The sequence below is a fragment of the Acinetobacter sp. genome, from assembly GCF_050285345.1.
GTDB lineage: Bacteria > Pseudomonadota > Gammaproteobacteria > Pseudomonadales > Moraxellaceae > Acinetobacter.
This window is the reverse complement of the sequence record NZ_JBLZXR010000013.1, coordinates 1-4,887: the sequence shown is the minus strand read 5'-3', so window position 1 is coordinate 4,887 and position 4,887 is coordinate 1. Positions and strand designations below refer to the sequence as shown.

Here is a 4,887-nt window from a genome sequence, read left to right as displayed (position 1 = left end):
TGAGCAGGTGGTGAATCAATTACAGGAGTGGTTTGAAAATGAAGCAGCGGATGGCTTTAATGTGTTGCCACCGACTACCCCGGCTGGTCTGAATGATTTTGTCGAGTTTATTGTGCCTGAACTACAGCGTCGTGGCCTGTTCCGGACTGAATATGGAGGTACGATGCTGCGTGAGAACCTGGGCTTAAAACGTCCGGAAAATCAGTATGTTATCGCTCAACAGAACACTGCCGCAGCCTCTTAAAAAGTCTCTATCAGTCTCTATAATCAAAATGCCCTACGGGGCATTTTTTATATTTTTGAATCACACCTTATTTTTAATCTTTTGTATAAAAATTACCGCCGAAAGCCTCTGCTCAACGATAAAAAGCATTTCATATAAGCACTGCATTTTTTCTACTGTTTGCTTTGAAACAAAAGCGCCTGATTGGTGCTGATTCTTAAACACATCAAAATAAAACCAAAAATAACATACTGTTTTTTATAATTATTTAACTTGGCACAATGTTTGAAACAGCTGTTTTGATTACTTATAACAATGTACAGGCTATAACAATGTCAAAACGTCAAATTAAACTCGGTGCCTTTATTCCTACCACTTCACAGCATGTTGCCGGCTGGCGCCATCCTGAATCTCGCCCGCAAGATCATCTCAGCATTGATTATGTGATTGAACTTGCACAGACAGCTGAACGCGGCTTGTTTGATGCCTATTTCCTGGCAGATGGTTTGTCGGTACGTTGGGGTTATGCGATTGAAGGCGAAAAGGGTTTGGGCGATAAAGGTGTTGGCTTTGAACCGGTTACCCTATTTGCAGCACTTTCCACAGTAACCAAGAATATTGGCTTTATTGCGACGGCTTCAACCACCTATGAAGATCCATACATTTTGGCACGTAAATTTGCATCTTTAGATCATATTTCCAAAGGGCGTGCAGCCTGGAATGTTGTAACGACTGCCTCTGCTGACACCGCACGAAATTTCGGCCTAGAAAAGCATCCTGATGCCAAAGTCCGTTATGAACGTGCCGATGAATTTATTGAAGTGACGCAAAAACTTTGGGATTCCTGGGAAGATGACACCTTCATTTATAATAAAGAAGATGGCCAATTCTTCGATGCCAGCAAACTGCATGAGCCATTACATGCAGGAAAATACTTCAATGTCCAGGGTGCACTGAATGTCTCTCGTCCACCGCAAGGCTATCCTGTGATTGTACAGGCAGGTCAGTCTGAAGATGGCCGTGAACTTGCTGGTAAATATGCCGAAGTGATCTTTACCGCGCAGCAAAGCCTAGAAGATGCCCAGGAATTCTACCGTGATGTGAAAAGCCGCCTGTTAAAATATGGCCGTCAACCGGATGACCTGAAAATCATGCCGGGTGTGTCTATTTTTGTAGCCAAAACTGAACAAGAAGCTCAAGAAAAATACCAGCTGCTGAATAGCCTGATTCATCCCGAAGTCGGTCTGAGTCTGTTGTCTGGTCTTGCAGGCGGAATCAACTTAAACAAATTTGATCTGGATGCGCCGTTCCCGAAACTGGAAGATGCCGACATCAACTTTTCCAGCCGTCAGCAAATGATGATCGATATTGCCCGCCGCCATAACTTCACCATCCGTCAGCTGTATGAATACATTGCCTCTGCACGTGGTCACTGGACCCTGATTGGTACACCAGAACAGGTGGTGGATGAGCTGCAAACCTGGTTTGAAAATGAGGGCGCGGATGGCTTTAACGTGTTGCCACCGACCACCCCTGCTGGCTTGAATGATTTTGTTGATTTCATTGTGCCTGAACTGCAACGTCGCGGCCTGTTCCGTACTGAATACGAAGGCTCAAGCTTGCGTGAAAACCTGGGTTTAAAACGTCCTGAAAATCAATATGTACTTGCCAAACAGGCAAACAAGGCATCTTAATGACCTGAAGGCACATGCTCCAGTTGGGGCATGTGTTTTATACCCATAAAAAAATTATGCCTTTTTCATCCTTAGCATATTTAATGCAAGTTTTAAGCTGAACTCATGGCAACAGAACAACAGACAAGCTGTTGATATAACAACAACAAATTAAATATAAATTACTAAATACATGATTTTTAATATTTATTTTATTGGCACGCTCTTTGAACTATATAAAGCCATAATTAACAACATCAAACAGGTTTCCATATGTCTAAACGTCAAATTCGCCTCGGTGCTTTTGTACCTGGAACTTCTCAACACGTTGCAGGCTGGCGCCATCCGCAAGCGCGTCCACAAGACAGCCACAATTTAAACTATTTTATTGAACTGGCGAAAACGGCTGAACGCGGCTTGTTTGACGCCTATTTCCTTGCTGATGTTCCGGTGACTGTTGATCCGGATACCACCCCGAATCTGGGTTTAACCGGCGGTTTTTCTGCAGGACTTGAGCCTGTATCCCTGTTTTCTGCACTAGCAGCAGTGACCAAAAATATTGGCTTTATTGCCACTGCCTCAACTACTTATGAAGAGCCATACAGTCTGGCACGTAAATTTGCGTCACTGGATCATTTATCCGAAGGTCGTGCTGCCTGGAATGTTGTGACCACTGCCGGTGCACATGTAGCCAAAAACTTCGGTTTAAACGATGCTCCACATCCGAAAGAACGCTATGAACGTGCCGATGAGTTCATTGAAGTGGCACAAAAACTTTGGGATTCCTGGGAAGATGATGCCTTTGAATACAATAAGGAAACCGGACAATTCTTTGACGGTGACAAACTGCATCCACCACGTTTTAAAGGCAAGCATTTAGCCGTGCATGGCGGACTGAATGTGGCACGCTCACCACAAGGTTATCCGGTGATTGTCCAGGCGGGTCAATCGGAAGATGGCCGTGAACTGGCTGCAAAATTCGCGGAAGTGATTTTCACGGCACAACAAAAACTGGAAGACGCCCAAGCCTTCTACCGTGATGTAAAAGGCCGTTTAGCCAAATATGGCCGCCATGCCGATGACCTGAAAATCATGCCGGGCGTATCCATTTTTGTTGGCAAGACAGAAGAAGAAGCACGTGCCAAATATGATGAACTGAACAGCTATATTCACCCGACTTTGGGTCTGTCTTTAATCCAGCAACTGGGCGGTTTTACCGAAGACCTGTCACAATTTGATCTGGATCAGCCCCTGCCTGAGCATATTGGGCAAATACAGAATGGTGCCAGCCGTAACCAGCTGATTCTAGAGATTGCACGTAAAAACAATTTCACCATTCGTGAGCTTTATCAATGGGTGGCAAGTGCACGTGGTCATTGGACCATTATTGGTACGCCAGAACAGGTGGTTGATGAACTGCAAGCCTGGTTTGAAAATGAAGCAGCAGATGGCTTTAACATTCTGCCGCCAACTACGCCTGCCAGCCTGGATGATTTTGTTGATCTGGTGGTACCTGAACTGCAACGCCGCGGCCTGTTCCGTACCCAATATGAAGGCACAACTTTACGTGAAAACTTAGGTTTAAAACGTCCTGAAAACCAGTATGTGCTGGAAAAGCGTCATACGGCTCAGGCCTCATAAAGAAAAGATTTGCCAAAAAGAAAATGCCCTGCAGGGCATTTTTTTATGTTTGTAATTTTAGATTTTAAAATTTACAGGTATTAAAAAAGCCTTGTTTCCAAGGCTAGCGGTTTGAATCTGCGGATTACCAAGCAAATTTATAATCGGCAAAACTATGGATCGGTTCAATCAGCTGATCTTTCACTGGATCGCTAAAGTCGGTCAAAATATCATTTTTAATATTGGTCAAACGCAGGTCTTCACGTTTACGCGGATGCGGAACTTGTACATCGACAATACGTTTGATCCGGCCCGGATGCGGCTGCATCACCACCACGCGATCACCCAAAAAGACCGCTTCTTCCACATCGTGAGTTACGATAATCATGGTAATTTTTTCGGCTTGCCAAATGCGCTGTAACTCATCCTGTAGATTTTGACGGGTTAAGGCATCCAGTGCACCAAATGGCTCATCCAGCAGTAAAATCTGGGGACGATTCACCAGACTGCGGGCAATCGCCACACGCTGGTTCATCCCGCCTGAAAGCTGTGATGGATAAGCATCTTTGAACTTGGTTAGGTTAACCAATTCCAGATGCTGGTCAATCAGTTCATCTTCCTGCGCACGGGTGTACTGACTTTTATGCAAAGCGATACGGACATTTTCACGTACCGTAAGCCAAGGGAAAAGTCGGTGGTCCTGGAACACGATTCCACGTTCCAGACTGGTGCCCTGAATCGGTTGTCCATCAACCAGGATATTGCCTTTGTACTGGCGTTCAAGACCGACCAGCAAACGTAACAAGGTGGATTTACCGCAACCACTACTGCCCACAATACTGATGAACTCACCCGGTTTGATGTCCAGATTAATATCATCCAGAACGGTTAAGTCCTCATTTTTTTGTGTGGGATAGTGCTTACTTAACTGCTGAATAGAAACCGAACCGGCATGTTGTAAGCTCATCTTTATTCTCTTTTATTCAGATTGCATGTCGCTTGGCAAAAGCTTAGAGTTTTGCCAAAGATACTTCAGTCGATTTAATTAACACGACGACTTCTGAACCAATTTTTAAATCAAGGTCTTTAACTGATCGTGTGGTAATGACTGAAGTGAAAAAGCCGGCTTTGGTTTCTACATCAATTTCAGAAACCACTGGACCTTCGACAATTTCATTAATAATACCTTTAAACTGGTTACGCACATTTACTGAAGTAATTGCCATTTTAATTATGCCTGTTGTTATTTAGAGATCTCTAATATAAAACAGATTAGTGGGTTGCTTTATCTTGATTTATCCTTTAGTTATCCTTATTTTTTTTATCTTTAAAACAGATAAATAATCCCAGCTTTAATTTATACCTGAAAGC

The 4,887-nt window shown here is 43.8% G+C and carries 4 protein-coding genes and 1 pseudogene; 3 read left to right on the top strand and 2 right to left on the bottom strand.

Annotation, left to right across the window (positions count from 1 at the left end):
• The 3 genes and pseudogenes from ACN6OV_RS00960 to ACN6OV_RS00950 all read left to right on the top strand — a co-directional run.
• Positions 1-244, top strand: a pseudogene (locus ACN6OV_RS00960) (hypothetical protein); the annotation flags it as partial.
• Positions 245-555: 311 nt separating this feature from the next.
• Positions 556-1,917 carry an LLM class flavin-dependent oxidoreductase gene (locus tag ACN6OV_RS00955; RefSeq protein ID WP_427948863.1) on the top strand — a complete coding sequence of 454 codons (1,362 nt, stop codon included), beginning with the start codon at positions 556-558 and terminating at the stop codon, positions 1,915-1,917.
• 252 nt (positions 1,918-2,169) lie between these two features.
• The gene (locus ACN6OV_RS00950; RefSeq protein WP_427948861.1) at positions 2,170-3,537 is read left to right on the top strand and encodes an LLM class flavin-dependent oxidoreductase; all 1,368 of its coding nucleotides are present in this window, start codon (positions 2,170-2,172) and stop codon (positions 3,535-3,537) included.
• A gap of 124 nt (positions 3,538-3,661) precedes the next feature.
• Here ACN6OV_RS00950 and ACN6OV_RS00945 read toward each other — a convergent pair whose 3' ends face one another.
• Positions 3,662-4,483 carry an ABC transporter ATP-binding protein gene (locus tag ACN6OV_RS00945; protein WP_427948859.1) on the bottom strand — a complete coding sequence of 274 codons (822 nt, stop codon included), beginning with the start codon at positions 4,481-4,483 and terminating at the stop codon, positions 3,662-3,664.
• Positions 4,484-4,526: 43 nt separating this feature from the next.
• Positions 4,527-4,742 carry a TOBE domain-containing protein gene (locus ACN6OV_RS00940; protein ID WP_427948857.1) on the bottom strand — a complete coding sequence of 72 codons (216 nt, stop codon included), beginning with the start codon at positions 4,740-4,742 and terminating at the stop codon, positions 4,527-4,529.
• Positions 4,743-4,887: the final 145 nt, after the last annotated feature.

Bases quoted from the DNA above. Each gene is read 5' to 3' on its own strand.
- ACN6OV_RS00945 (WP_427948859.1), bottom strand. From the start codon at position 4,483: ATGAGCTTACAACATGCCGGTTCGGTTTCTATTCAGCAGTTAAGTAAG.
- ACN6OV_RS00940 (WP_427948857.1), bottom strand. From the start codon at position 4,742: ATGGCAATTACTTCAGTAAATGTGCGTAACCAGTTTAAAGGTATTATT.
- ACN6OV_RS00955 (WP_427948863.1), top strand. From the start codon at position 556: ATGTCAAAACGTCAAATTAAACTCGGTGCCTTTATTCCTACCACTTCA.
- ACN6OV_RS00950 (WP_427948861.1), top strand. From the start codon at position 2,170: ATGTCTAAACGTCAAATTCGCCTCGGTGCTTTTGTACCTGGAACTTCT.